Below are 23,809 nucleotides of genomic sequence, written 5' to 3'. Positions count from 1 at the left end.
CACCTCTCGTACCCATGAGTGACCTTCCAGACACCTACGACCCTGACGACCGCGAGCAGCACTGGCGCCAGCAGTGGCAGGAGATGGATCTCTACAGTTACGACGCCGAGGCGGCCGACCCCGACACCGACTACGTGATCGACACGCCGCCGCCGTACCCGACCGGCAATCTCCACATCGGCAACGCCCTCGGCTGGTGTTACATGGACTTCGCCGCCCGCTATCACCGACTCCAGGGCGAGGACGTGCTCTTCCCGCAGGGCTGGGACTGCCACGGGCTCCCGACCGAGGTCAAAGTCGAGGAGAACAACGACATCCACCGGACCGACGTCCCGCGCGAGGAGTTCCGCCAGATGTGCATCGATCACACCAACGAACAGATCGACGCGATGAAAGAGACGATGGATATGCTGGGGTTCTCCCAGGACTGGGATCAGGAGTTCCGGACGATGGATCCCGAGTACTGGGGGACGACCCAGGAGTCGTTCGTCGAGATGTCCGACGACGACCGCGTCTACCGTGACGAACACCCGGTCAACTGGTGTCCGCGCTGTGAGACCGCCATCGCCGACGCCGAGGTCGAGACGGAAGAGGGCGTCGAGGGGACGCTGCACTACATTACCTTCCCCAGCACCGACGAGGAGAGCGAGGACGTGGAGATCGCCACGACCCGCCCCGAACTGCTGTCCTCGTGTGTCGCGATGGCGGTCCATCCGGACGACGACCGCTATGCAGACCGCGTCGGCGACACCTTCGAGGTCCCGCTGTTCGGCCAGGAAGTCGAGATCATCGCCGACGAAGAGGCCGACCCCGAATTCGGGACTGGCGCGGTGATGATCTGTACGTTCGGGGACAAACAGGACGTTGACTGGTGGGCCGAACACGATCTGGACCTGCGTATGAGTTTTACCGAGGACGGTCACCTCAACGAGAAGGCCGGCGAGTACGAAGGGCTACCCATCGACGAGGCCAAAGACGTCATCGCCGAGGACCTTGCGGAAGATGGATATCTCAACGACACCGAACCGACGACCCAGAACGTCGGGCAGTGCTGGCGCTGTGACACGCCGATCGAAATTCTCAGCAAAGAGCAGTGGTTCGTCGAGGTCGATCAGGACGAAATCCTCGAGCGTGCCCAGGCGGTCGAATGGATCCCCGAGCACATGTACGATCGGCTGGAGGAGTGGACAGAAGGCATGGAGTGGGACTGGGTCATCTCCCGCCAGCGCGTGTTCGCGACGCCGATCCCGGCGTGGTTCTGTGCCAACGACGAGTGTGATCACATCCACGTCGCCGACCCCGCGGAACTCCCGGCCAAACCCACCGAGGAAGACCCTACAATCGATGAATGTCCCGAATGTGGCGGTACCGAATGGGTGGGTGAGACCGACGTGATGGACACCTGGATGGATTCCTCGATAACGCCGCTTTTCGTCCGTGGCTGGCCCGACGAACAGTTCCACCCGACGACGCTCCGGCCGCAGGGCCACGACATCATCCGGACGTGGGCGTTCTACACGCTCCTGCGCACGGGAGCGCTCGAAGACGAGATCCCGTGGGAGGAGATCCTCATCAACGGGATGGTCTTCGGCGACGACGGCAACAAGATGTCCAAGTCCCGCGGCAACTTCGTCCAGCCCGAGGAGGTCGTCGAGGAACACTCCGCCGACGCCTTCCGGCAGGCGATGGCGCTCGCGGGCAAGCGCGGCGAGGACGTGCAGTTCCAGTGGAAAGAAGTCACCTCAGCCTCGCGGTTCAACACCAAGATCTGGAACATCACGAAGTTCGCGGCCGAGCACCTCGAAGAGGACCGCGAGCCCCTCTCCAATCCCGCATATCGAGACATCGACCGGTGGATCCTCTCGCGGGCCGCCGAGACCGCCGAGACCGTCGCGGCGTACATGGACGAGTACCGCTTCGACGCGGCGCTGCGCGAGGTCCGCGAGTTCGTCTGGCACGACCTGGCCGACGACTACCTCGAACTCACCAAGGGCCGCCTGTACGAAGGCCGGCCCGGCGAGCGCGACGCCGCCCGTCAGGGACTGTTCCTCTCGCTGACGGCCTCGCTGCAGATGCTCGCACCTTTCGCCCCGTTCATCGCCGAGGAAGCCTACGATGCGCTTCCGAGTACCGACGACAGCGTCCACGCGACCGAGTGGCCCGATATCGACCTCCACCCCGAGGAAGTCGAAAATCTGGCCGCCGTCGAGCAGGCCGGCGAGATCATCGTCGACGTGGCCTCGACGATCCGCGGCTGGAAGTCCGACGAGGGAATGGCCCTGAACACCGAACTGGAGAAAGTCGAGGTCTATCCCGACGATGCGCCCGAGGAGCGAGCGATCGACACCTACGACCTCAGCGAAGCCGTCAACGGACCCGTGTTGATGCGCGAGGGCGTGCCCAACGTCGAGCTCGTCCCCGTCGAGGTCGATCCCGACCACTCCGTCATCGGCCCGGAGTTCCGCGATGAGGCCGGGCAGGTCGTCTCCGCGCTCGAATCGATGGATCCCGAAACGGTCGCCAGCCAACTCGACCGCCACGCCGAGGTCGAGGTCGACATCGGCAGCGACGTCGTGACACTCCCCGATAGCGCCGTCGAAATCATCGAGGAACACCGCGCGGCCTCCGGCGAGGAAGTCGAAGTCATCGAATCCGAGACGGCGACGATCCTGATCTACGAGTGATCGCTAGCCAGGAAGTTCACTAACTCCTAATCGGGCGAGATCACTCGCCGGAGCGCCACGTCTTGAGCCAGCTCGCCACACCTATTATGAAAATAAGAATACTAGGATAGAATAGTAATGCGACTACATTACCAGGCCAGCCAAAGGTTATAGTGGCTATTGAAAGATGTAAGAGATAAAAACTCACGACAATAGCGATCGTGTGGAATTGTTGGGTCCAGGACATATATTACACCTCAGAATCCAATCGTTCTGAGACTTATAAATTTATCAATATCAATCGAACTAGTGATCTCTAGATAGGGGCGTCTATATGGGGAAGAATATGGATTGTCAACTTTTGCTGTGAATTTTGACGATATATTGACGGAAAGCAACTCCTGGGGACATGGATGATACCACCGGCCAGGGCACTGAGGGTCACCGACCAAGGCCTCTCCAAAATTCCTCAAGTCTACAATTTGCTTCCGTGCTTCCACATCAAACGGCTTGTGTAAAGATCCCGGATATGTATATTCTTGACCAACAGTTTTATTATACTTGGAGATTATTTTTCTCGATATATATGGAGTATCATAGGAGACACTCAGGCCCGCACCAGAGCCTGCCGAGACGGTAGCTGACCAATCGATACTTCCTGTTTTGGGTCTTGTTGGCCCCCAATCCGTAATCTCCAGACCCTCAAAAGTGTTATTCGACCAGTCTTGTTTGAGCATCGTGTATTCGTTGTAAGCGGGAGCTCCCCCACCCAATTTACGCCCAGGCCATTGTTTCACATGGGGGACACATAGGTAGTTCGTTTGCGCAGCAAGACTATCATTTGTAACTTTATATACCTCTACGTATAGATCAGTCTTCCCAAGCAAGTGCGTAGTTGTGCCATCTGGCCCGTTGACAGTACTGAATGCATCTTTGTCAGTACTGGTGGCTCCTATACGGGTCCACTCCGGTTCAGGCATTGTCACTCATCCCCCTTAAATCGCTGGCGGAAGCGATCGAGATCCCCGTGAGCAGCTTCAACTCGGTCCTGAATACTCGTCGCTGCTGCCTGATTCGACAAGTTGGCCCTCCGTGCAGACCGTCTATTTCCTTGCCCGTGGGGATTTTCGTCATCGGATGGCTGATCAATAGTTTTTATTCTCTCGATCGGTGCACCATTTTGAATAGCGATTCCGTATCCAACGAGTTGCCCGTTTGTTGGTTCTGGATTGCCTGTCACTGCAACCTCTGAAGGAGCCTCTTCGCTCTTGGCAAGTTCTTCGAGCACCGCTTCTCGAACTCTCGATACCTGATTTTTTCGAACGGGATTCGACGGATTGCCTTTTAGAATCTTTGGTCGGGGTCCTCTCCTCTTTGCATTTGCGTCTCTCGATATTATTGGAACGCTAGTTGCTGATATACCTATACTTTTTAGTATCGATCTTCGATTCATTTTTGCCATTTTTTCTCCCTCCGTTTCGCTTGATGCTCTTTTTTGTATTAAATTCTTCTATATTATATAGTTCATGAGTGGCGGTATTCCTATATACCAATCAAAAATATATGGGGTGATAAAGCCAATTCTCTCGAAGAGAGTTGCATTCTGCCGGACACAATAGTCGGATTACTACATTTCGACCGCAGCTACAGTCACTCGGCCATCCGGCGGATCCACTGCTCCGGCGCGTCGATCTCCGCATCTGTCGGTAGATTCTCGGGTCGCTCCCACACCTTGCCGGCGAATTCGATATCGCGAGCGTCCGCGACCGCGTCGAAGAAGTCCTTGCCGCGCTCGTACTGGCGCCGCTTCATGTTCAGTCCGAGGACGCGTCGGATCAGCGTCTGCACCGGGCCGCGGCCCTGGCGGCGGCGCTCGATCTCCTCGCGGAGGTCCTGGTACTCCTCGTCGAAGGCCCGATCCATCAACAGTTCGGCGTAGCCCTCGACGGCCGTCATCGTCGTATCGAGTTCGCCCAGCATCTCGCGGTCGATATCGCCAGCTGCAAGTTTCTCAACGGCGTCTTCCATCCGCGATTCGAGATGGTCGGACAGCCACGGTGCCGCTCCGAACTCCGCGGCGTGGGTCACCTCGTGGAACGCGATCCAGCGGCGGAAGCGGTCGTCGTCGGCAGCGAGAGAATCGGCGACGTGCGCGATATTGGGGTAGACGAAGTACAGGGCGTGGTCGTCCGCGCCGTCGCCGTCCGCGAGCAGTAGTGGGTCATACTGGCCGAGGACGTTGCGCGCGAGAAACGAGAGCGCGACCGTCATCGAGCCGCTGTTGATCACGCGTGCGGCCGACGGGAACATCCCGACCTGATCTTCGAGCGGCGTCATGACGCGCCGAAAAGTCTCGATGTTGTTGTCGATCCAGTGGTGACGGTTGATGATCTGGACCCGGTCGGGCAGGTCGAAATCGATACCGGAGACGGATCGAACGCGGTCACGTGCGTCACGAACGTCGGTCGCGTACCCCTCGCGTTCGGCAGTCGAGATATCGAGGGTACCGGAGTCGGTCCCGGCCTTCGAGGCCTCGGCGACGGCCTCCCAGTCGATCGGACCGGAGCCGGACGCCTCGGACACGGCGCGAACACTGCGATACAGTCCCATGGAGGCCGTACGTGATGGGTGAGTAAAGGACTTCGGCTCGGCCACCGGAGCGGGGGTACCAGCCGGGTCGGACTACCCGCCAGCGAGACGCTTGTACGCGAGCACAGCCGTGAGCGTCAGTACAGCCACCAGCGCGATCGCTTTCCACGGAAATCCGGATGATCCGTCGGTCTCCAGCGCGTCCAGTTCGTCGTCGCCACGGTCGTACTCATCGTCGAGCGAGATTGAACTGAACGGGAGCGCGGCGACGCCGTCCGCGTAGCTGTCGATCGAAGCGTCGTCGAGGTGGATTTCGAGGAGCGTAAACTCGGCCATACCAGTCATTTCACGGACCAGCGATAAAACCGTTACCCAGCAATCGCTCGTATCGCGCGTTTCGCCCCGTGAGAGTCGCTCCGACCCGACACGTTTAAGATTGCAAGGTCTGGGCATACGACTATGAGTGGACGACCGCTTGACGTACTCGAAGCAGCGCTCGAAGAGACAGTTACCGTCCAGTTGAAGGACGGCGAGATGTACACCGGCGAGCTAGCTGGCTACGACCAGCACATGAACCTCGTCATCGAGGAGGGCGAAGACACAACGATTATACGCGGCGACAACGTCGTCACAATTAGTCCATGACTGGCAAAGGAACTCCAAGCCAGGGCAAAAAGAACAAGACCACACACGTCAAGTGCCGACGGTGTGGAAACAAGTCCTATCACGTCAAGAAAGGCGTCTGTGCGTCCTGTGGCTTCGGCAAGTCGGCGAAGCGACGGGGCTACGAGTGGCAGAGTAAAACCGGCGAATAGGATCGACGATGCACGAGAAGTGCGGCGTTGTCGGCATCTCCTTGCAGGATCGTGACGCCGCCCGTCCGTTATATTACTCGCTGTACGCGCTCCAGCACCGCGGCCAGGAGTCCGCCGGGATCGTCACCCACGACGGCTTCCAGCAACACTCCCACGTCGAGACCGGGCTGGTCGGTGACGTCTTCGACGAGGGGGACCTCGATCAGTTGAACGGCGCGAACGGGATCGGCCACGTCCGGTATCCGACCTCCGGCGGGCTCGGCGCCTGCTGTGCCCAGCCGTTCTCCGTTTCGTTCAAGTCCGGTTCGCTCGGCCTGAGTCACAACGGCAACCTCGTCAACGCCGACGAGGTACGTGACGAGTTGGCTTCGCTCGGACACGCGTTCACGTCACAGGGCGACACCGAAGTCATCGCCCACGACCTGGCTCGCAACCTCCTCGAGGAGGACCTCGTCCGTGCGGTCAAGCGGACGATGGGCCGGATCCACGGATCGTACTCGCTGACGATCATGCACGACGACACCGTGTTGGGAGTTCGGGACCCCCAGGGCAACCGTCCGCTGGTCATCGGCGAGCTCGAGGACGGGTACGTGCTGGCCTCGGAGTCGGCCGCGATCGACACGCTCGACGGCGAGTTGATCCGCGACGTCGAGCCGGGCGAGTTGGTCGTTCTCCACCCCGACGGGACGGGCTACGACACCTACCAGCTAGTCGACAACGAATCGACGGCGCACTGTTTCTTCGAGCACGTGTATTTCGCGCGCCCGGACTCGAACATCGACGGCACCCTCGTCTACGACGCGCGGCGCGAACTCGGACGCAGACTCTACGAGGAGAGCGGTATCGAAACCGACGTCGTCATGCCGGTCCCCGACTCCGGTCGGGCGTTCGCCTCGGGATATGCCGAGGCCGCACAGGACGCGGGCGGGGACGTCGACTTCGCAGAGGGACTGATGAAGAACCGCTACGTCGGGCGGACGTTCATCATGCCGACCCAGGACGAGCGCGAGCGGGCCGTCCGGCTGAAGCTCAACCCGATCAAAAACACCGTCGAGGGCAAGCGCGTCACGCTGATCGACGATTCGATCGTCCGCGGGACGACCTCCACGCAGTTGGTCGAGTTGATGCGCGACGCCGGGGCCGAGGAAGTGCACGTCCGGATCGGCGCGCCGCCGATCGTCGCCCCGTGTTACATGGGGATCGACATGGCCACGCGCGAGGAACTCATCGCCTCGGACATGTCCATCGAGGAGATCCGCGAGACGATCTCCGCGGACAGTCTCTCGTATCTCTCGGTCGATGCGGTCGCTGAGACGCTCGGACAGCAGCGCGACGACCTCTGTCTCGGCTGTGTCACCGGCGAGTACCCCTACGACATCGAAGGCGAGGCAACCGACCGGGACATCGAGCGACCGGTGATCGAGTCGTCCACAGCGGACGACTGACTGGGGCCGTCATTTCCAAAAAGACTGGACTGGTTCCAGCGACTTACTCGGATGTAAAATAGCGAGAAGGTAAGCGTCGTTTAGTTATTTGCGCCGGGCCACTTGCTCAGCTCGGCGGAGTTGCCCTCGCCATTGTTCCAGATGACGCGGACAGTGTCACTGTCACTGACGGCATAGTCGATCGACGTGCCAGCGCTGACTTTATCTCCGACACCAGCATCAGACCAAGCTTTGCGTTCGTCTGTGTGGTTGCCCTCACTGCTACCAACCATATAGAGGTTGTTTGCCGAAATCGAATCCCCACCGGAATGGGAGACAGTCAGGATGCCCGTGTCACTAGCATTGGTTGCGGTTTCCCCGAAGTCATCTGTTTCGTTTGTGTCCGTCGGACTGTAATCCTCCTGGAACTGTGCCTGCGGGGCGGTACTACTGACCGACTCACCGAGTCCGAGCACGAACGTCGCGATGACGGCCGCGAGGATCACGGTAATCGCGACCATCAGGATCACGCCGATGACCGGACTGACTGCGTCGTCGTCTGTGAAGAGTTGTTTCAGTTTCATGGTTTCAAGTTCACGCGGGACGTGATGGCACGGAACACCCAGCAGGTGGGCCGATTCCGTTGCCGTCGTGCCTTTCTTTCGCGTGCTCTGTCGGATTATAGCGACCACCGAATATAAAAGGTGGTATCCAATTAGCAAATCTGAAAACACTACCGGCGGCGGGCCGTCGCAACGCTGACCTGCCCGACCGCAATCCCCCCGTCGCCCGGCGGCAGTCGATTGTGGCGCAGAAGGTCCAGTCCCGCGTCCGTTACTCGCTCGCGTATCGTCCGAGTAATCGCATCGTTGTACGCAACGCCGCCAGTGAATCCGACCGCGTCGACACCGCGGTCGGTTGCCGTCTCGACCGCGATCCCGGCCAGCCCACGCGCCAGCCCGTCCTGTGCCGTGGCTGCGAGGTCCGCAGTCGGGTGGTCTGACTGGCGATCGTCGAGACGCCGAACGAGCGTTGCCACGTCGACCGTCGGACGCCCCTCGGTCGTCGTCCGCGGCACTGCGATATCGAGCGGATCCCCGTCGGCGGCCGCGGCTTCCAGCTTCATCGCCGGCTCACCCTCGTAGTTGCGCTCCGAGCAGACGCCCAGCAGAGCGCTCGCGGCGTCGAGTGCGCGCCCAGTACTGGTCGTGACAGGACTGTTGACGCCCCGCTCGGCTTGCTGGCGGATCGTCACGGCGTCGCTGGGTCGCTCGACGACGCCCCGATCGAGGAGGAGGTCGTCGATCCGCTCGTCGTCGGCGAGCAGGCTCGCCAGGATCCGGGTCGGCGACTCGATGGCCGCGTCACCACCGGGCAATCGAAACGGGGCCAGACCGCCGACGCGCTCGTAGTCGCCGGGCGTCACGTCCAGCACTTCCCCGCCCCAGATCGTCCCGTCGGGGCCGTAGCCGGTGCCATCAGCAGCGATCACGACCGCCCGTTCCTGCCTGTGTTCGGCGAGCAGCGAGGCGGCGTGTGCGTGGTGGTGCTGGACCGCCACCGGCCCGTCCATCCCGCCGTCCGCGTACTCGTGGGCCTGCTCGGTCGTCAGGAAGTTCGGATGGAGATCGCAGACGACGACTCCCGGTTCGATCCCCAGCAGATCCCGAAGGTGAGCGACCGTGTCAGTGAGATAGTCCACGGTCGCGGGACTGTCTACGTCCCCGATGTACTGCGAGGGAAAGACATCCCCACCCTGGGTGAGCGCCACCGTTGCGTCGAACTCAGCTCCGAGCGCGAGTACGTCCGGTAGAGCGTCTGCACCGCCGGTATCGCTGGGGGCGGGCCACCGCGGGATCGACTGTGGCACCCACCCTCTAGAGCGCCTGATGAACTGCCGCTGGCCGTCGACGACCCGGACGACGCTGTCGTCGCACCGCTGGACGATCTCGCGATCGTGGACCAGCGCCGCGTCGACGACGCCGTCGAGATCGGACAGGATGTCCTCGGTCGTCGTCGCCATCGGGACGCCGGGTAGGTTCGCACTGGTCATCACCAGCGGCCCCATCAGGTGATCGAACAACAGGTGATGAAGTCCTGCGTACGGTAACATCACGCCGACAGTGTGCAGACCGGGCGAGACCACCGCGAGCCACGGCTGGTCGCCGTCCGCCTCAAGCAATGCGATCGGCCGACGCGTGTCTTCGAGCGTCTCGCGTTCGGTCGTCGAAACGCTGGCGAACGACTCGACCGATTCGACATCCGGTGCCATGACGGCGAAGGGTTTCTCCGGCCGACCGGTGCGCTCGCGCAGGTCCGCGACGACCTCCGGGTCGGTCGCGTCACACGCCAAATGCGCGCCACCGATCCCCTTGATCGCCACGAGGTCGCCGTCGGCGATCCGCTCGCAGGCCGCCTCGATCGCCGTCTCGTCGCCCTCGCTCAGCGTTTGCCCCTCGCTATCGAGGAGTCGAAGCGACGGGCCACACTCCGGGCAGGCGATCGTCTGGGCGTGATAGCGCCGGTCGGCGGGATCCTCGTATTCCGCCCGGCAGTCCGCACACATGGGGAATTCGTCCATCGACGTCGTCGGTCGGTCGTATGGGAGCGATCGAATGACAGTATAGCGAGCTCCGCAGTCCACACACGAGGTCGCCCAGTAGCCGTGATATCGGGAGTCGGGGTCACGCATATCCGCCAGGCAGGCGTCACACATCGCGGTGTCCGGCGGGATCGTCCCCGATCCGCCGTCGGCATCGCTCGAAGGGACGATCCCGAAGGACTGCTCGCCTTCGGGGTCGGTCCAGGCCACGTCGACGCTCTCGACGCGGGACAGCGGCGGCGGGTCGGTTCGAAGCGTCTCCAGGAACGAGTCGATCGCTGCTCGCCGGCCTTCCAGGCGGATCTCGACGCCGGCGTCGCCGGTGTTTTTGACCCAGCCGCCCAGGTCGTTGTCGACAGCCGTCCGGTAGACGAACGGCCGGAATCCGACGCCCTGGACGACGCCGGTGACGGTCACTGCCGCGCCCTGCTCGTCGTGCATCACTTCTACTACCGGGGGCTGGCCCTATGAAATTGCTGACCCGAAATCCGCTACACAGAGTGCCTCCATCAGTCGCCAGAGGCAGTGCCCGGCGCCGAGCCAGTCGCGGGCGCCGGCGGTTCGTGCGTCCCGAAGTCCGGGTGGGTCTCCTCCATCCAGACGTACACGACCGCCCCGGAGAGGAACATCAGGATCGCAGTCATGTAGAAGGCTGCTTCGACGGTCACGAACTCCATCGACAGACCGATAAGGATCGCACCGACGCCGTATCCCGAATCGCGCCACATCCGGTAGACGCCCATCCCGGTCGCACGCCACGTCGGATGGGCAGCGTCGCTCGGGACCGTCATCAGATTCGGGTAGAGCAACGCCATCCCGAGGCCCGAGGCCGCCGAGAGGATAGCCCACATGAAGTAGCCCTCAACCAGCACCATACCGAGGACGCCGCCGCCCGCGAGGAACATCCCGGCGATGACGGGCGGTCGGCGCCCGATCCGATCGGCGAGCCCGCCGGTCGCGATCTGGAGGAAATACATCGCGCTGTGGATACCGACGACGAGTCCGACGGCCCCGATGGCGACCCCTTCGCTCGTGAGGTACAGCGGGACGGCGAGCCAAAACAGCGTGTCGACGAACTTCTCGATGTGGCCTGCCTGTGCCGCGGCGAACAGCGTCCGGTCGCCGTACGTCGCGCGCTGCAGCACCTCGACGAACGGGAGGTTCGCGTCGTGGTGACTCTCGTCGTCGATCTCCGCCCGCGCGTACTGGACCGTCTCCTCGATCAGGAAGATGGAGATGAGAAACGCCAGCAGGACCACGACGGCGAGGAAGTAGAAGGGTTCGGGCCGGAGGCTGAACTGGCCGGCGATGAGACCAGTGATCCAGGCACCGGCGGCGACGCCGGCGTATCCGAAGGCCTCGTCGATGCCGACTGCGAGTCCGCGCTGGTCGGGGCCCGCGAGGTCGATCTTCGCGTTGATCGCCATGCTCCAGGTCAGCGCCTGGTTGATGCCCAACAGGACGTTTCCGATCGAGATCCATCCCCAACTCGGTGCGAAAATGAGGATGATCGGGAGCGGGAGCGCGGTCGCCCAGCCGAGAACGAGCACCGGCTTCCGGCCGTACTCGCCGCCCCACTTGCCGGCATAGAGGTTCAGGAGCGCCTTCACGAAGCCGAACGAGACGACAAACGAGCCGATGACGAACAGCGACTCGACGCCGAGAACGTCCCGTCCCAGCACCGGTACGACGGCGCGCTCGGATCCGATAGTCAGGCCGGTGGCGAACACCAACAGCACGTGCAGCGAAAACTGCCCCTTGTGCTCGCGGATTCCCTGTTTGAGTTCGGTTGTCATGCTCATAGGGTCACTCCGCTGCGCAGTTGTTCGGCCCCAGCTCCAGTTCGGCCAGGTCCTCGGCCGGCACGGACTCCCGGCCCACGTTCGTCCGTTTGACGCGCTCGAAGTTCGGGGGATGATCGGGAATGTCCGTAGCGAGATCGCGGACGAACGCTTCGCGGTCGCGATCGAGATCCGCGTTCCGTTCTCTGACCTCGGTGAGGGTCGCGGTCACCGGCGGCTCGGGCGATCCGGGATCGTGTGCCGGCAACACCAGCGCATCGGACGAGCGATCCAGCAACCGCCGGAGGCTCTCGTAGAGCGTCGCGGCGTTTTCCTCGACGTCGGATTCCTCGATGCCGGCTTCGACACCCAGTTCGACGCGGCCGACGCTGTCGTGGAAGAGCGTGTCACCGGTGAGTAGCGCCTGCCCGTCGAGATCGAACGAGACGCTGCCCTCGCTATGGCCCGGCGTGTGGACGACTTCGACGCCCACCTGCCCAACCGTCACGGTCTGTTCGTCTTGGATGGGTGTCGCGTCGATCGCGATTGCGTCCTCGGGGTGGAGATAATAGGGGACGCCGTGACGGTCGGCGAGGTCGGCGGCGCCCGAGACGTGATCGGCGTGGGCGTGCGTGTCGAAGACGCCGACGAGGTCGGCGTCGTGGTCGGTGAGGATCGCCTCGTACTCTCCGAGATAGTGCGACGGATCGAAGACGGCGGCTTCGCCGTCCGAGACGAGGACGTGCGAGAGGCATCCTTTCCCCGGTCGTGCCACCTGCACGAGCGTGCCATCGAGGTCGACCGGAACCGGGGCGTGCCGGTGAACCCGGCTCCAGCCGTTCATGCCGTCCGCGAGCGTCTTCGCGTCGCGCCCCATCTCCAGGAAAACATCGGTCGCAGTCTCTGCCACGACGCCCGCAGCGCAAACTGTTACGATCTCTGTGTGGTCGGGGAGGTCGGCGAACGCGTCTCTGGCCCCGTCGGGATCCTCGGTCAGTTCGTCGTACACGTCCACGTTGACGCTACCGGGGATATGCCAGTCGTCGTAGTTTTCCTCGTGGCGGACATCGACCACGAGGAGGTCGTCCGCGTCGGTCTGTAGGCGTTCACTGAGTGCTTCGGGACGTATCTCCGACATCGGTGTGTACCCGTATGAGCAGAATATGGATATGTATGCTGCCGGCTATGACCGGCACCATTAATTCTGCCCACTCGAATATAGCTATATGAGCCTGTACGAGGCGTCGTTCCGGGTCAGACACGAATGTCCGTATCGAGAACTCTCGGAGGAATTCCCTGACCTTACGATCCGTGAGTGGTACCTGAACGACTGCCAGGTGATCGAACTCACGTCGCCGCACGCGCCGGCCGAGGAGTTGCTCGATCGGATCGACAGCCTTGGGACGGTGCTCCACGAATCGGTCGACGAGTCCGGCCTGCACGTCGTCACCCAGGCCTGTCTCTGTTCGCTGGAAGACTCCATCGTCGAGCGCTTCGAGGAGTACAACTGTCTGTACCAGCCGCCGACGGTCCATCGCCAGGGTTGGGAACACTACACGGCGATCGGGTTCGACGAGCGCGATCTCCAGGCGCTCCTGCAGGATCTGGAAGCCGATCGGGACGTCGAAGTCCTCTCGAAGACCGCGATGACGACACAGCAGATCCCCCACAGTATGCTGGCCCCGGTCGATCAGCTGTTCGAGGACGTAACCGAGCGACAGATGGCAGCGCTTCGGCTCGCACTGGAAAGCGGGTACTACGAGCAACCCCGGAAGACGTCCCTGCGCGAGTTGGCCAAGCGGACGTCCGTCGCCCGATCGACTTACGAGGAACACCTCCGGAAAGCGGAGAACAAGATCCTCACGAACACCGGACAGTTCCTGCGACTCGTTACCGCAACGTCCACGACGAACCCGCTTGACGTCGACAGATCCCGCCGGACCGAGCAACTGGCGGATTGAGCAGCCGGCTGGATATTCCGCGAATCGAGGCAATCATCGATATGCCGATGATATGAGTTATCGTACGTCTGCGCTGAGTCTCGTAGCCCGGGAGATGACGGCCTTCAATCGTGAGTGGTGTGCTCTCCGTGCTCGTGAGCGTGACCGCCGTCACTGGCGTGTTCCTGACTGCCCGTCTTCGAGACGTAGGTGTCGTGATCGTGAGCGTGTGCGTGCCCACGCTCGTCTAGGAATGCGAGCAGGTCACTGACGCCGTCGCCGTGTTCGGCGTCGGTCCGGAACACCGGCATCTCGGGGGCGATATCGCCGACATCCGATTCCATCAGATCCAGGTCCGAGCCGACCGCATCGGCGATGTCGGTCTTGTTGATCACTGTCGCGTCACAGGCCTGGAAGAGCAGTGGATGCTTGCGCACGACGTCGTCCCCTTCCGTCGTCGAGACAACCAGCACGCGGGCCTGCGCGCCCAGCGGGAAGTCCGCCGGACAGACCATATTGCCGACGTTCTCGATGTACAGCGTATCGAGCGCCTCGAGGTTCAGTTCCGAGAGCCCGCGTTCGACGAACTCCGGATCGAGATGGCACTCCTTACCAGTGTTGACGTTTGCGACCTGTGCCCCGCGCTCGCGGAAGCGAGTCGCATCGTCCTCGCCGGCCACGTCGCCGACGATGACGCCGATCGTCTCGTCTTCGGGTGCCCGTTCGATCAGACGCTCGATCAGGCGAGTCTTGCCCGCACCAGTCGCACCGAGGAATTCCGCGACGAACAGTCCGTGCTCGTGGACGACCCGCTCGTGGAGGTCCTCAGCCTGCTCGGCGAACTGTGCGAGGATGTCCGCCTCGGCGTCGTCGCCGTCGTGGTCGTGGTCGTCGTGTCCGAACCGATGGGCCCGCAGCGGCCCGATCGGCACGCTCGGACCGGACCCGACCAGTCTGTCGACGACACGCTCGATTCCGTCCTGTAGTGGATTGCCGTGGATATAGTACGTCATGCTGTCTCAGTGGGTGTACTGTCCGCAGTCGGTTCCTCGTCGGAGACGGTCAGACTCATCAGCCGGCAGCTGTCGCCGCCGGCGAGTTCGATCCGCTCGCCACACTCGGGACAGGTCAGATCCGGCGCGTACACCAGCGCGTTCTCCGCGACGTCGGGCTCGCCGCTCCACCCGCACGCACACTCGGCGTGCGGTGTGGCCGTCTCGACAACGACCGTCGCGTCCGCAGCGATCGTGTCGGTCTTGGCCGCGTCCATACACGTCTCCAGTTGATCCGGATTGACGTGGCTGGCCTCCCCGACTTCGATCTCGAGGTGGGTCACGCGAACGGCGTCGTTTTCCGCCGCGTGTTCGCGGGCGGTATCGAGTATTTGCGAGGCGATGGAGAACTCGTGCATGTCAACAGATCCGCGGGAGTTGTTCGCCCTCGGGTTCGCTCAGATACCGGTTCCCGAAGCCGGTGTCGAGGATAACTCGGCCGGCGTGATCCGCGACGACTTCGCCGACGATGGCGGCGTCTTCGCCCTGCGGGTGAGCCTGGATGGCCGCCAGCACCGCGTCGGCGTCGTCGCTCTCGACACCCATGACGACTTTCCCCTCGTTGGCGACGTTCAGCGGCTCGATCCCCAGCACCTCGCCCGCTGAGGCGACCGCGCCCGAGATCGGGATCGCCGTCTCGTCGATCTCGATACCGACCTCGGCCTTGCTGGCCATCTCGTTGAGCGAGGTTGCCAGCCCTCCGCGCGTGGGATCTTTCATCGCCGTCACCTCGCCTGCATCCATGGCGGTCGCCACGAGGTCGTTGACGGGCGCGACGTCGCTCTCCAGATCGCCTTCGAAGTCGAAGCCCTCGCGCTCGGAGAGCAGCGAGATGCCGTGGTCGCCGATCGTGCCGGTCACGATCAGTTTGTCGCCCGTCGAGAGGCCGGCGTCCGGCACGTGACTGCCCTGCGGGACGACTCCGACGCCGGTCGTGTTGATCGCGATCGTGTCGATGTCGCCGCTGCCCATCACCTTCGTGTCGCCAGTCGTGATCGGCGCGCCTGCCTCCTCGCTGGTCTCGCCCATCGACTCCATGACTCGCTCGACGGTCTCGACCGGCGTCCCGGCCTCGACGATCAGCGAGCAGGTCAGCGCGATCGGTTCCGTCGCACCCATCATCGCCAGATCGTTGACTGTCCCGGAGACGGCCAGCCGACCGATGTCGCCCCCGCGGAAGAACTGCGGCTTGACGACGTGGCTGTCGGTCGTCACGACCAGCGAGCCGCCGCCGTTCGCCAGCCGCTGGACCGACCCGTCGTCCAGCGCTGCCAGCGGGACGTCAGCGGCCCCGTCCTCGAACCGTGAGACAGCCAGTTCCTCGATCAGTTCGCGCATCTGCCCACCACCAGCGCCGTGGGCTTCGGTGATGACTTCCTCGTCTGTGTCGCTCATGATTTAGATGTCCGGTTGGCCGCCGTATTCGAGCCAGATCTTGCAGGGCCCCTCGCTTGAGACCATACACGCCCCGACCGGGTTCTGGGGTGTGCACTCCTCGCCGAACAGGGGACACTCGTCGGGATCGGCTGTGCCAGCCATGATGTCCCCGCAGATGCAGTCCTCGGTCAGCGGATCCGCCCCACCGACGTCCGGCTCGATCTCGAAGCGCTCGCGGGCGTCGTATTCGCTGTACTCCTCGCTGAGGATCAGATCCGCGTCGGGGACCTCGGCGATCCCGCGCCACTCGCCGGTGGTCGTCTCGAAGACGTCCCACATCAACTCCTTCGCCGGGACGTTGCCCTCCTCGGTGACACACCGCTGGTAGGCGTTCGCCAGTCCCGGCTCGTCGTCGCGGATGAACTCCAGCAGACGCGCCAGCCCGAACAGGATGTCGATCGGCTCGAACCCGCCGACGACGGCCGGCGTCTCGTACTCCTCGACGAACTCCTCGAACAGCCCGTAGCCGGTGATCGTCGCGGCGTGGCCCGCCGCCAGGAACCCGTCGACGTCCGTGTCCGGCAGTTCCGCGACGATCTCCATCGCCGGCGGGACGTACTTGTGGGCCGACAGCACCGAGAAGTTCTCGGGCGGGTCGTCGACCAGTACCGCCGCGGTCGGGGCCGCGGTCGTCTCGAAGCCCGTCGCGAAGAAGACGACCTCTCTGTCCTCCTCTTCGGCGATCTCGGCGGCCTCGCTGGCCGAGTAGACGACGCGAACGTCCGCCCCGTCTGCCTTGGCGTCGTCGAGGCTCTGCTCGGTGCCGGGCACACGGAGCATATCCCCGTAGGTCGCGACGATCTTGCCGTCCTCGGCGAGCGTGACGGCCTCGTCGACCTCGGGCATGTCGGTCACGCAGACCGGACAGCCCGGTCCCATCCGGATGGTGAGCCCGTCCGGTAGGAGGCTTCGCAGGCCGTACTTGGCGATGGCCTGCTCGTGGCTCCCGCAGACGTGCATGATCGTCACCGGTTCGCCGATGTCGTCCATCAGCGACTCCAGTTTGTCGGTCAACTGCTCGGCCTTCTCGGGATCCCGGAACTGCAGGTCCTGGTCGCCCGTATCGACGGCCATCTAATCACCACCGATTCCCAACTGCTCGTCCGGCTCGCCGCCGATCTCCTCCAGCGCTTCGTCCTCGTCGCCCTCGAGGAACGACTCGTAGATTTCCATGGTCTCCTCCACCTCGTCTTCGGGGATCTTCCGGATCGCGAATCCCGCGTGGTTGAGGATGTAATCCCCCACCTCGACGTCCTCGTCGACGATGTCTATCCGCACTGTCTTCTCGACGTCCCAGAACTCCGCGGTGGCTTCTGCGCCGTCGATCTCCGTGATCTGACCCGGTATACCTAGACACATTGATATCGCCTCTGTTGGCTGGCCCACGATCGCGATGTCCTCCCGCTATCGCGGATCGTGAGAGTCCCTACAGGCAGCTAGGTCCCGACCGGTCTTTTATACTCGCCCCGATTATCACGGCCTGGAAATCATCACGGTCGTCTCTGTTGGACGCGCCAGTGGGTGTGTCGAAACAACAGCGGTTCTATGCGGGCCCGACTGCGACGCGGATCCCTTCGGCGAGATCGGCGTATCGATCCGTCCCCGTTCCCTTCTGGACGTAGCCAGTGACTTCGACGTCGCCGGCCTCGGTTTGGATCTCCGCCCGGTTCTTGCCAGTGAAAAAGAAAAAGGGAAGCCCCGGCTCGCGTTCACGGACCGTTCGGAGAAACTCGATGCCGGACATCGATGGCATCGAGTAGTCGCTGACGACACAGTCGAACGAATCGGATTCGAGTCGATCGAGTGCATCGGGTGCGCTCGTTTCAGTCGTAACTTCGATCGCATCGTCTTCGCGCTCAAGGAAGGTCTTAGTCAGTTCGAGGACATCCGAATCCTCGTCGACAAGTAAGACAGTGATCGTTCCGGCCATTACTGACAGCTACGGGAGTCACGAACTTGTACTTTGACTATCGCCGGTCACGCCTCAGCCGTGTCGATGGCAGATCCGATCCGGATGGACCGATAGCCACAGGCGTCACACCGCCACTTCGTCTTCTCGCCCAGGTTGAGGGTCGTCGTCGCGACCTGTGTGAACGACTCGTTTTCGCCACACGACGGACATGATCGGTTCTGTGCCATATATGCATTTCCAAATATTATCTTGAGCGGCTTAAACGCTCGCTCGATCAGCGAAAAAGAGCGTTCTTGCCGATTGGCGCCAACCGACAGCGAACCCGGGAGTGCAACTGGCGGAGACATCCAGCGTCAGCCGACAGGCTGGCCTTTTATACCCGTCCCGCTCGAACGGCTGTGCATGAAGATATACACCGGACGCGGCGACGACGGACTCACGGACCTGCGCGACATGTCCCAGGTGTCGAAGGCAAGCCCTCGGATCGAAGCCTACGGTACTGTCGACGAGGTGAATGCTCTGGTCGGTGTGGTCAGGCCGGTCCACTACGACGATCTCGAGAACTGTTTGCGCGAAATCCAGAACCAGCTGCACGTGCTGCAGGCCGACCTCGCGACGCCGGAACCGTCCGACGACGACCCCGTCGTCACCGGGGCGCACGTCGACCAGGTCGAGGCGTGGATCGACGAGTTCGACGCGGAACTGGAGCCACTGGAGCAGTTCGTGCTGCCAAGCGGATCCGATCCCGGTTCGAAGCTGCATCACGCACGAGCGGTCTGTCGACGCGCGGAACGTCGGACAGTCGACCTCGCTGGGTCACAGTCCGAGGTCAACGAGGACGCAGTCGTCTATCTCAACCGGCTGTCTGACCTCCTGTTTACGCTCGCGCGTGTCATCAACAAGCGTGAGGGGAACCGCGAGGAGCATCCCACGTACTGATCGATCCGGTCCTGTTGAGATGGTCGCAGCCAATTCGGACTGTGATGCAGCCTCCGGACGTCAGGCAGCTACTACCGGGATCAGCTGGGGAAGTGGGGCTCGGTATCCGGCCGTATAACGAAAAGCAATTCTTAAGTCAGCCACTCCGGTAGCACGTAGTGCGCGGGTCGGTGATCTAGTTCGGTTATGATACCTCCTTCACACGGAGGAAGTCGGCGGTTCAAATCCGCCCCGACCCATTAAGTTTCTAAACGTCGTTGAAGGAGTCTAAGACGACGACCACTGGCGACCTATCTTCAGAGTTATTATTTGAATCAATCCGTTGATCGGAATCACTCCAGCCAGGCGTCCGTGATCCGGACAGTCCCGCGCGTCCCGTCCCACTCGGCGTCGTCCACCTTTTTCTCGTCGGGTTTCCTCGGGCCTGCGGCCCTCCGGGAACCACTCCTCGAAAAAGCTGGGCCAAAAAGCCTCGACCTCGCGGTGCTCGGTCGAGTTGCCTAGCTGTCAATAGCCATCTCGCATCACTGTCTTCGGAGACAGAGTCACTCCAGCCAGGCGTCCGTGATCCGGACGGACCCGCGCGTCCCGTCCCACTCGGTATCGTATTCGAGTTCGATCCGCCGATCCATGTGCGGGCCGTCGGTCACGATCGTCTCGAACTCCCCGCCTTCGCCGAGGATGTGTACACCGTACTCCTCGTTGAGAGCCTGGAGGTCGGCCAATGCGTCGCTGTCAAGCCGACGGCCGAGCCACGATTCGTCCAGCCCGTATGCGGCGACCTTGATGATCCGGATCTCGAACCCCGCATCCAGCATCGATTCGGCCAGCGCTTGCGGGTCTTCCTGCCAGAGCGGGGCGAACAGTTCGGCCCCAAGTCGGTCGCACATCGCCTGGATCCGGCTGGTTTGATACTCGCTCTGGACGGCACCTGCGGTGACGCCGGTGATGCCACCATCGAGGCGCTCGTCCAGTGCGTTCAGTTCCGCCTCCAGGGGTCGGAGTTCGGCGTCGCCCTGGTCGCCGGCGTCGACGACGTCCTCGGTCTCGAAATCAGCCGGTTCGATGGTTACCAACTCGACACCGATGCTCTCGGCGGCCAGTCCGGCCAGTTCCGTCGCCGGGACGTGATACATGTACGAATCGCCGTCCGGATGGACCGTCACCAGTCGCTCGATCGGATGGCCGGCTTCCAGGGCCCGGTAGAGGGCCCACGAGGAGTCTTTGCCGCCCGAGAAGAGGCTCACCCACGCTCCGTCGGACATACTCCGTGTAGGTGGTCCCCGGCCTAAACCTTGCTCGGTCGAGCGACAGTTTCCTCGTGGGCAATCGCAAAAATAGAGGACGAGACCGCAATCGACACCGACGTTATCGGTGGACCGTGATCGTCACCGCGCCACAGTCACACTCGTAGGCCCGGCGTTGACCCTCGTCGGTCTCGAAGACCAGCATACAGTGATCGTCGTCGAGTACCCGATCGCAGTGTTCGCACGTGCTGGTGAGTTCGTTCAGCATACCTACAGCTAGGTGCCGAGGGGTACTGAAAGCGAGCCATCCCCGGAGTGAAAGTGAAAGTGCGGGCAGGCGGCGGTCTACAGCCGAGTTCACTCGCCGTTGGCGATCGTGGTGTGAGCACCGATGAGCGCACCGCTGAGGTCGAGATTTTCGAGGTGCGTGTCCCGATCGATGATCGAATCGCGGAGTTCACAGTCTCGGATCGTCGTCTCGGGGAACACGACCGAGCGCTCAAGCGTCGAATCGGCGATCTGGGCACCCTCGCCGACGTGGACGTTCGCGCCGATCTCGGCGTTCTCGATCGTCGCGCTGTCGGCGACCCGGCTCTCGCCGTCGAGTTCCCAGGCGACGGCCTCGAGGTAGCTCTCCGGCGTCCCGATGTCGAACCAGGCCTCCTCGAAGGAATAGGCCCAGACCTCGTCGTTGTCGACGAGCCACTGGACGAACCAGCCGGGTTCGTCCGGGTTGTTACCCGCTGCGAGGTACTCCTCGAAGCGGATGTCTTCGGCGGGGAACGCGTAGCAGGCGATCGAAACAAGCGTACTCGTCGGGTCGTCGGGCTTCTCCTGGAAGTCGACGACGCGGTCGTCGTCGAGTTCGACGACCCCGTATTCAGTTGCCTTTTCGAGGCTCCCGACGTCGTAGGCGGCGATCGTCGTCGCGCCGTGGTCCTCGAAGGCGTCGATGAACTCGTCGATCCCGAAGCTGATGAGGTTGTCTCCGGCGACGACCAGGAGGTCCGTGTCTTCGAGACCTTCCCGCTCGACCAGTTGCGCGAGCGCGCCGACGACGCCGAACTTTTCGTCTTCGGCGGTCGTCTCCTCGACCGAGAGCTGTGGCTTCTCGAAGTCGGACTCGCGCAAGTGTGTCTCGAAATCGTCGGCGAACCGTTCGTTCGTCGAGACGTAGACGTCCTCGACCCGGTCGTCGGATTCGAGGTCCGCGAGAACGCGATCGATGACCGTCGTCTCACCGACCGGGAGAAACATTTTCGGTCGGTTCTTCGTCACCGGCCACAGTCGCGTCGCATAGCCACCAGCGAGTACGACAGCGTGCATACCCGTTCTCTCTTCCGGCCGGATGTAAGTCGTTTTGGTCTCGCAGGGCCGGTGGACAACGCATATGTTCGTCCATTGTGAACACAAGGTATGCGCGAGGCGAGCCGGACGACACGAGAGCGGATCGCCGATCGATTGCGCGAGACGCCGATGGAGGCGGGTGCGCTGGCAAACGAGTTCGATATTCGAACGAGCGTCGCGCTCGATCACGTCGATCACGTCGCCCAGTCGCTGGAGTCGGCCGACGAGCAGTTGCTGGTTTCGCCACCGACCTGCCAGGACTGTGGCTTCGAGGAATTCGACGACCTGATCAACCGGCCGAGCAGGTGCCCCGAGTGCAAGAGCGAGTCGATCAGCGAACCGGCGTTCACGATCGAGTGACCGATACTGGCGGTCTGCCGTGCGTACACTTATTTGCCAGCACTGACAGCAAACAGCTGTGACATCCGATCGCTGGCTCCTCTATGGAGCGTACGGGTACACCGGCGAACTGATCGCTCGCGAAGCCGTCGACCGGGGCCTCGATCCGATCCTCGCCGGGCGGAACCGGGAGAAGGTCGACAGGCTTGCCGCCGATCTCGATTGCGAGTCGCGGGTGTTCTCGCTGGCTGATCCGGGACTCGAGGGGCACCTCGACGATGTCAATCTCGTGCTCAACTGCGCCGGGCCGTTCGTCGACACCCACGAGCCACTCGTGGCGGCCTGTCTCGACAGCGACACCCACTATCTCGACGTCACCGGCGAGATCGAGGTGTTCGAGTCGATCCGGGAAAACGACGACCGTGCCCGACGGGCGGATCTGACACTGCTCCCCGGCGTCGGGTTCGACGTCGTCCCCTCGGACTGTCTGGCTGCACACCTGGTCGAACGACTACCCGAGGCCGAATCGCTCGCGATCGGGTACCAGCCCGCGGGTGGGTTCTCGCCCGGAACACTGAAAACCGCTATCGCGGGGCTCGGCGAGGACGCCCTCGTCCGTCGGGACGGTGGCCTCGAACCCGCCACGGTCGGCCAGACGACTCGCGAGATCGACTTCGGCGACGGGCCGGTGCCGGCGATGACGGTCCCGCTCGGGGACGTCTCGACAGCGTATCACACGACCGGTGTCCCGAACATCGAGTGCTACCTCGCGGTCCCGCCGGGCGCGACGCGCTGGCTGCGCTACCAGCGCTATCTCGATCCCATCCTCGCGCTCGGCCCGGTGCAGACGTTGCTCGCGAAACTTGTCGATCGACTGATCGAGGGACCCGACGCCGAGACGCGGGCCGAGACGACGGCGACGCTGTGGGGGGAAGTCAGCAATGGGGACGCAACGCGGGTGTCGCGGTTGCGGACGCCGAACGTCTACCGGACGACGAAGCTCGCGGCCCTCGAGGTAGTCGAACGCGTGCTCGCGGGCGACGCGCCGGCCGGACACCAGACGCCGGCGAGTGCCTTCGGACCGGAGCTGATCCTCTCGATCGAAGGCGTCGAACGGATCGACGAGTGGCACCGATGATCGGCAACGAAGCACCCGGGGGCTCGATTCGACGGCGATCACGCGCCGAACTCGGTCTCGGTGACGCGAACGACAACCGTCTCCTCGACGTCTCGCAGGTCGTACTCGGGCAGATCGGGCCCGGTTCGCGTGACGAACATCGGTTCGACCAGCCGGGGCGGGCGATCCCGCTCGGTCTCCATATCGGCCGGATCCGACTGATCGTCGGCCGGACCGCTGCCGGGTTCGACGACGCCGTAGATCTTCAGGAAGCGATCGGTCTCCCCGGGTGCGAGTTCGTCGTCGCGAACGGCAGTCGCCGCCTCGCGGGAGAGCCACTCGGATTCGGACACGCTCGGTTCCAGCACGAGTACGTCTTCGACGAACCGAACGAGATACCAGTTGAGGTCGTTCAACAGCGCGACTGCCGCCCCGAGGCTCACTGTTTCGACCGCGACGGCGTTGTCGTACGGTTCCCGGAGGTCGTAGGTCGCCAGCGCGTTGCGGGAGGTCTCGCGGCTGAGTAGTTCGTATTCGAGGTTGACGTCCTCCTCGCCGAGCAGGCAGACCCGCGTCATCGTCTCGATTCAGGCCGCCCTTCGGGA

Annotated in this window: 27 protein-coding genes and 1 tRNA gene; 9 read left to right on the top strand and 19 right to left on the bottom strand. The window is 62.8% G+C overall.

Annotation, left to right across the window (positions count from 1 at the left end):
- Positions 1–14 precede the first annotated feature (14 nt).
- Positions 15–2,684, top strand: coding sequence for a valine--tRNA ligase (locus HSEST_RS05400; RefSeq protein ID WP_229122668.1), 2,670 nt, complete (start codon positions 15–17; stop codon positions 2,682–2,684).
- 236 nt (positions 2,685–2,920) lie between these two features.
- Here HSEST_RS05400 and HSEST_RS05395 read toward each other — a convergent pair whose 3' ends face one another.
- From HSEST_RS05395 to HSEST_RS05380, 4 genes are all read right to left on the bottom strand, one after another.
- On the bottom strand, positions 2,921–3,643 hold the full coding sequence (locus tag HSEST_RS05395; RefSeq protein WP_229122667.1) for a hypothetical protein: 723 nt from the start codon (positions 3,641–3,643) through the stop codon (positions 2,921–2,923).
- A 2-nt stretch (positions 3,644–3,645) separates the two neighbouring features.
- Complete coding sequence (locus tag HSEST_RS05390; RefSeq protein ID WP_229122666.1) at positions 3,646–4,125, bottom strand: hypothetical protein; 480 nt, start codon at positions 4,123–4,125, stop codon at positions 3,646–3,648.
- Between the two features lie 188 nt (positions 4,126–4,313).
- Entirely contained in the window at positions 4,314–5,273 is a 960-nt protein-coding gene (locus tag HSEST_RS05385) for a zinc-dependent metalloprotease (protein WP_229122665.1), read from the bottom strand.
- Between the two features lie 72 nt (positions 5,274–5,345).
- On the bottom strand, positions 5,346–5,588 hold the full coding sequence (locus HSEST_RS05380) for a hypothetical protein (RefSeq protein ID WP_229122664.1): 243 nt from the start codon (positions 5,586–5,588) through the stop codon (positions 5,346–5,348).
- 123 nt (positions 5,589–5,711) lie between these two features.
- Here HSEST_RS05380 and HSEST_RS05375 point away from each other — a divergent pair, with 123 nt between their 5' ends.
- From HSEST_RS05375 to purF, 3 genes are read left to right on the top strand one after another with little or no spacing between them, the layout of a single operon-like run.
- Positions 5,712–5,897 (top strand): LSM domain-containing protein, encoded by a 186-nt coding sequence (locus tag HSEST_RS05375; RefSeq protein ID WP_229122663.1) that lies wholly within the window; start codon positions 5,712–5,714, stop codon positions 5,895–5,897.
- Entirely contained in the window at positions 5,894–6,067 is a 174-nt protein-coding gene (locus HSEST_RS05370; RefSeq protein WP_229122662.1) for a 50S ribosomal protein L37e, read from the top strand. Before HSEST_RS05375 ends, HSEST_RS05370 begins: the two co-directional genes overlap by 4 nt.
- Positions 6,068–6,075: 8 nt before the next feature.
- Positions 6,076–7,512: an amidophosphoribosyltransferase gene (purF, locus tag HSEST_RS05365; protein WP_229122661.1), complete on the top strand. Its 1,437-nt coding sequence runs from the start codon at positions 6,076–6,078 to the stop codon at positions 7,510–7,512.
- Between the two features lie 80 nt (positions 7,513–7,592).
- On the opposite strand, the gene HSEST_RS05360 is transcribed toward purF, so the two are convergent.
- The 4 genes from HSEST_RS05360 to HSEST_RS05345 form a co-directional block, all read right to left on the bottom strand.
- The gene (locus HSEST_RS05360; RefSeq protein WP_229122660.1) at positions 7,593–8,075 is read right to left on the bottom strand and encodes a type IV pilin; all 483 of its coding nucleotides are present in this window, start codon (positions 8,073–8,075) and stop codon (positions 7,593–7,595) included.
- A gap of 149 nt (positions 8,076–8,224) precedes the next feature.
- Positions 8,225–10,534, bottom strand: a complete 2,310-nt coding sequence (gene hypF, locus HSEST_RS05355; protein ID WP_229122659.1) for a carbamoyltransferase HypF — start codon at positions 10,532–10,534, stop codon at positions 8,225–8,227.
- Positions 10,535–10,602: 68 nt separating this feature from the next.
- A complete protein-coding gene (locus HSEST_RS05350) occupies positions 10,603–11,895 on the bottom strand; it encodes an MFS transporter (RefSeq protein WP_229122658.1) in 1,293 nt (430 codons plus the stop codon).
- Positions 11,896–11,899: 4 nt separating this feature from the next.
- Positions 11,900–13,012, bottom strand: a complete 1,113-nt coding sequence (locus HSEST_RS05345) for an MBL fold metallo-hydrolase (protein ID WP_229122657.1) — start codon at positions 13,010–13,012, stop codon at positions 11,900–11,902.
- An 88-nt stretch (positions 13,013–13,100) separates the two neighbouring features.
- Between HSEST_RS05345 and HSEST_RS05340 the strand changes: the two genes are divergently transcribed.
- Positions 13,101–13,835 carry a helix-turn-helix domain-containing protein gene (locus HSEST_RS05340; RefSeq protein ID WP_229122656.1) on the top strand — a complete coding sequence of 245 codons (735 nt, stop codon included), beginning with the start codon at positions 13,101–13,103 and terminating at the stop codon, positions 13,833–13,835.
- Between the two features lie 104 nt (positions 13,836–13,939).
- Here the strand turns inward: HSEST_RS05340 and hypB are convergent, their stop codons facing one another.
- From hypB to HSEST_RS05305, 7 genes are all read right to left on the bottom strand, one after another.
- Positions 13,940–14,827, bottom strand: coding sequence for a hydrogenase nickel incorporation protein HypB (gene hypB / locus HSEST_RS05335; protein WP_229122655.1), 888 nt, complete (start codon positions 14,825–14,827; stop codon positions 13,940–13,942).
- Positions 14,824–15,225, bottom strand: coding sequence for a hydrogenase maturation nickel metallochaperone HypA (locus HSEST_RS05330; protein ID WP_229122654.1), 402 nt, complete (start codon positions 15,223–15,225; stop codon positions 14,824–14,826). The genes hypB and HSEST_RS05330 overlap by 4 nt, the downstream gene beginning before the upstream one ends.
- A gap of 1 nt (position 15,226) precedes the next feature.
- Positions 15,227–16,261, bottom strand: a complete 1,035-nt coding sequence (gene hypE / locus HSEST_RS05325; protein ID WP_229122653.1) for a hydrogenase expression/formation protein HypE — start codon at positions 16,259–16,261, stop codon at positions 15,227–15,229.
- Positions 16,262–16,264: 3 nt separating this feature from the next.
- Positions 16,265–17,377, bottom strand: coding sequence for a hydrogenase formation protein HypD (gene hypD / locus HSEST_RS05320; protein ID WP_229122652.1), 1,113 nt, complete (start codon positions 17,375–17,377; stop codon positions 16,265–16,267).
- Positions 17,378–17,662: a HypC/HybG/HupF family hydrogenase formation chaperone gene (locus HSEST_RS05315; protein WP_229122651.1), complete on the bottom strand. Its 285-nt coding sequence runs from the start codon at positions 17,660–17,662 to the stop codon at positions 17,378–17,380.
- 184 nt (positions 17,663–17,846) lie between these two features.
- Complete coding sequence (locus tag HSEST_RS05310) at positions 17,847–18,233, bottom strand: response regulator (protein ID WP_229122650.1); 387 nt, start codon at positions 18,231–18,233, stop codon at positions 17,847–17,849.
- Positions 18,234–18,280: 47 nt separating this feature from the next.
- Entirely contained in the window at positions 18,281–18,442 is a 162-nt protein-coding gene (locus HSEST_RS05305) for a hypothetical protein (RefSeq protein ID WP_229122649.1), read from the bottom strand.
- 175 nt (positions 18,443–18,617) lie between these two features.
- On the opposite strand from HSEST_RS05305, the gene HSEST_RS05300 reads away from it, so the two are divergent.
- The gene (locus HSEST_RS05300; RefSeq protein WP_229122648.1) at positions 18,618–19,154 is read left to right on the top strand and encodes a cob(I)yrinic acid a,c-diamide adenosyltransferase; all 537 of its coding nucleotides are present in this window, start codon (positions 18,618–18,620) and stop codon (positions 19,152–19,154) included.
- Between the two features lie 164 nt (positions 19,155–19,318).
- Positions 19,319–19,393, top strand: a tRNA-Val gene (locus HSEST_RS05295).
- A 306-nt stretch (positions 19,394–19,699) separates the two neighbouring features.
- Here the strand turns inward: HSEST_RS05295 and HSEST_RS05290 are convergent.
- The 3 genes from HSEST_RS05290 to HSEST_RS05280 all read right to left on the bottom strand — a co-directional run bounded on the left by HSEST_RS05290 (position 19,700) and on the right by HSEST_RS05280 (position 21,727).
- Positions 19,700–20,419 carry a diphthine--ammonia ligase gene (locus HSEST_RS05290; RefSeq protein WP_229122647.1) on the bottom strand — a complete coding sequence of 240 codons (720 nt, stop codon included), beginning with the start codon at positions 20,417–20,419 and terminating at the stop codon, positions 19,700–19,702.
- Between the two features lie 103 nt (positions 20,420–20,522).
- On the bottom strand, positions 20,523–20,669 hold the full coding sequence (locus HSEST_RS05285) for a hypothetical protein (RefSeq protein ID WP_229122646.1): 147 nt from the start codon (positions 20,667–20,669) through the stop codon (positions 20,523–20,525).
- 89 nt (positions 20,670–20,758) lie between these two features.
- Entirely contained in the window at positions 20,759–21,727 is a 969-nt protein-coding gene (locus tag HSEST_RS05280) for a sugar phosphate nucleotidyltransferase (protein ID WP_229122645.1), read from the bottom strand.
- Between the two features lie 90 nt (positions 21,728–21,817).
- On the opposite strand from HSEST_RS05280, the gene HSEST_RS05275 reads away from it, so the two are divergent.
- Positions 21,818–22,108 (top strand): transcriptional regulator, encoded by a 291-nt coding sequence (locus HSEST_RS05275; protein ID WP_229122644.1) that lies wholly within the window; start codon positions 21,818–21,820, stop codon positions 22,106–22,108.
- 58 nt (positions 22,109–22,166) lie between these two features.
- Entirely contained in the window at positions 22,167–23,225 is a 1,059-nt protein-coding gene (locus HSEST_RS05270; protein WP_229122643.1) for a saccharopine dehydrogenase family protein, read from the top strand.
- Between the two features lie 38 nt (positions 23,226–23,263).
- On the opposite strand, the gene HSEST_RS05265 is transcribed toward HSEST_RS05270, so the two are convergent.
- Complete coding sequence (locus HSEST_RS05265) at positions 23,264–23,782, bottom strand: DUF5804 family protein (protein WP_229122642.1); 519 nt, start codon at positions 23,780–23,782, stop codon at positions 23,264–23,266.
- Positions 23,783–23,809: the final 27 nt, after the last annotated feature.

Source organism: Halapricum desulfuricans, assembly GCF_017094465.1.
Classification (GTDB): domain Archaea; phylum Halobacteriota; class Halobacteria; order Halobacteriales; family Haloarculaceae; genus Halapricum.
Note: the sequence above shows the minus strand (reverse complement) of the source record. Positions and strands in the feature narration are given on the sequence as shown.

Coding starts and splice junctions, on each gene's coding strand:
- HSEST_RS05265 (WP_229122642.1), bottom strand. CDS start 23,782: ATGACGCGGGTCTGCCTGCTCGGCGAGGAGGACGTCAACCTCGAATAC.
- HSEST_RS05360 (WP_229122660.1), bottom strand. CDS start 8,075: ATGAAACTGAAACAACTCTTCACAGACGACGACGCAGTCAGTCCGGTC.
- HSEST_RS05395 (WP_229122667.1), bottom strand. CDS start 3,643: ATGCCTGAACCGGAGTGGACCCGTATAGGAGCCACCAGTACTGACAAA.
- HSEST_RS05340 (WP_229122656.1), top strand. CDS start 13,101: ATGAGCCTGTACGAGGCGTCGTTCCGGGTCAGACACGAATGTCCGTAT.
- HSEST_RS05330 (WP_229122654.1), bottom strand. CDS start 15,225: ATGCACGAGTTCTCCATCGCCTCGCAAATACTCGATACCGCCCGCGAA.
- HSEST_RS05350 (WP_229122658.1), bottom strand. CDS start 11,895: ATGAGCATGACAACCGAACTCAAACAGGGAATCCGCGAGCACAAGGGG.
- HSEST_RS05370 (WP_229122662.1), top strand. CDS start 5,894: ATGACTGGCAAAGGAACTCCAAGCCAGGGCAAAAAGAACAAGACCACA.
- hypE (WP_229122653.1), bottom strand. CDS start 16,261: ATGAGCGACACAGACGAGGAAGTCATCACCGAAGCCCACGGCGCTGGT.
- purF (WP_229122661.1), top strand. CDS start 6,076: ATGCACGAGAAGTGCGGCGTTGTCGGCATCTCCTTGCAGGATCGTGAC.
- HSEST_RS05305 (WP_229122649.1), bottom strand. CDS start 18,442: ATGGCACAGAACCGATCATGTCCGTCGTGTGGCGAAAACGAGTCGTTC.
- HSEST_RS05315 (WP_229122651.1), bottom strand. CDS start 17,662: ATGTGTCTAGGTATACCGGGTCAGATCACGGAGATCGACGGCGCAGAA.
- HSEST_RS05400 (WP_229122668.1), top strand. CDS start 15: ATGAGTGACCTTCCAGACACCTACGACCCTGACGACCGCGAGCAGCAC.
- hypB (WP_229122655.1), bottom strand. CDS start 14,827: ATGACGTACTATATCCACGGCAATCCACTACAGGACGGAATCGAGCGT.
- HSEST_RS05310 (WP_229122650.1), bottom strand. CDS start 18,233: ATGGCCGGAACGATCACTGTCTTACTTGTCGACGAGGATTCGGATGTC.
- HSEST_RS05380 (WP_229122664.1), bottom strand. CDS start 5,588: ATGGCCGAGTTTACGCTCCTCGAAATCCACCTCGACGACGCTTCGATC.
- HSEST_RS05290 (WP_229122647.1), bottom strand. CDS start 20,419: ATGTCCGACGGAGCGTGGGTGAGCCTCTTCTCGGGCGGCAAAGACTCC.
- HSEST_RS05275 (WP_229122644.1), top strand. CDS start 21,818: ATGCGCGAGGCGAGCCGGACGACACGAGAGCGGATCGCCGATCGATTG.
- HSEST_RS05285 (WP_229122646.1), bottom strand. CDS start 20,669: ATGCTGAACGAACTCACCAGCACGTGCGAACACTGCGATCGGGTACTC.
- HSEST_RS05390 (WP_229122666.1), bottom strand. CDS start 4,125: ATGGCAAAAATGAATCGAAGATCGATACTAAAAAGTATAGGTATATCA.
- hypD (WP_229122652.1), bottom strand. CDS start 17,377: ATGGCCGTCGATACGGGCGACCAGGACCTGCAGTTCCGGGATCCCGAG.
- HSEST_RS05300 (WP_229122648.1), top strand. CDS start 18,618: ATGAAGATATACACCGGACGCGGCGACGACGGACTCACGGACCTGCGC.
- HSEST_RS05345 (WP_229122657.1), bottom strand. CDS start 13,012: ATGTCGGAGATACGTCCCGAAGCACTCAGTGAACGCCTACAGACCGAC.
- HSEST_RS05280 (WP_229122645.1), bottom strand. CDS start 21,727: ATGCACGCTGTCGTACTCGCTGGTGGCTATGCGACGCGACTGTGGCCG.
- HSEST_RS05375 (WP_229122663.1), top strand. CDS start 5,712: ATGAGTGGACGACCGCTTGACGTACTCGAAGCAGCGCTCGAAGAGACA.
- HSEST_RS05385 (WP_229122665.1), bottom strand. CDS start 5,273: ATGGGACTGTATCGCAGTGTTCGCGCCGTGTCCGAGGCGTCCGGCTCC.
- hypF (WP_229122659.1), bottom strand. CDS start 10,534: ATGCACGACGAGCAGGGCGCGGCAGTGACCGTCACCGGCGTCGTCCAG.